The organism is Burkholderia sp. Tr-20390 (assembly GCF_017104595.1).
Taxonomy (GTDB): Bacteria; Pseudomonadota; Gammaproteobacteria; order Burkholderiales; family Burkholderiaceae; genus Burkholderia.
The window spans coordinates 1-519 of sequence record NZ_JAAGPC010000465.1 but is presented as its reverse complement, the minus strand read 5'-3'; the positions used below and the strand labels follow the sequence as shown (position 1 = coordinate 519).

The 519-nt window shown below is 64.9% G+C and carries 1 pseudogene; it reads left to right on the top strand.

Features of this window, described 5'->3' with window-relative positions:
- Positions 1-519: pseudogene (pepN, locus tag G3N98_RS40440) on the top strand (aminopeptidase N); the annotation flags it as partial.

The following is a 519-nucleotide window of genomic DNA, read 5'->3' as shown; positions in this document are numbered from 1 at the left end:
CGCTCGAATTCCTCGGCGCCTGGCTGGATGGCGCGCCGCATGGCGCCGTGCGTGCGCACGAACACGGGCTGACGGTCGAGAACGTGCCCGAAGCGTTCGAGCTGACGCTCGAAAGCGCATGCGCACCCGACCAGAATACGACGCTGTCGGGCCTCTATGTGTCGAGCGGCAACTTCTTCACGCAGTGCGAAGCCGAAGGTTTCCGCCGCATCACCTACTTCCTCGATCGCCCCGACGTGATGGCGTCGTATACGGTGACGCTGCGCGCCGACAAGGCCGCGTACCCGGTGCTGCTGTCGAACGGCAACCTCATCGATTCCGGCGACCTGCCCGACGGCCGCCACTTCGCGAAGTGGGAAGACCCGTTCCGCAAGCCGAGCTACCTGTTCGCACTGGTCGCGGGCAAGCTCGTCGCGATCGAGGAAACGATCACGACCGGCTCGGGCAAGGAGAAGCTGCTGCAGGTGTGGGTCGAGCCCGCCGATCTCGACAAGACGCGTCATGCGATGGATTCACTGA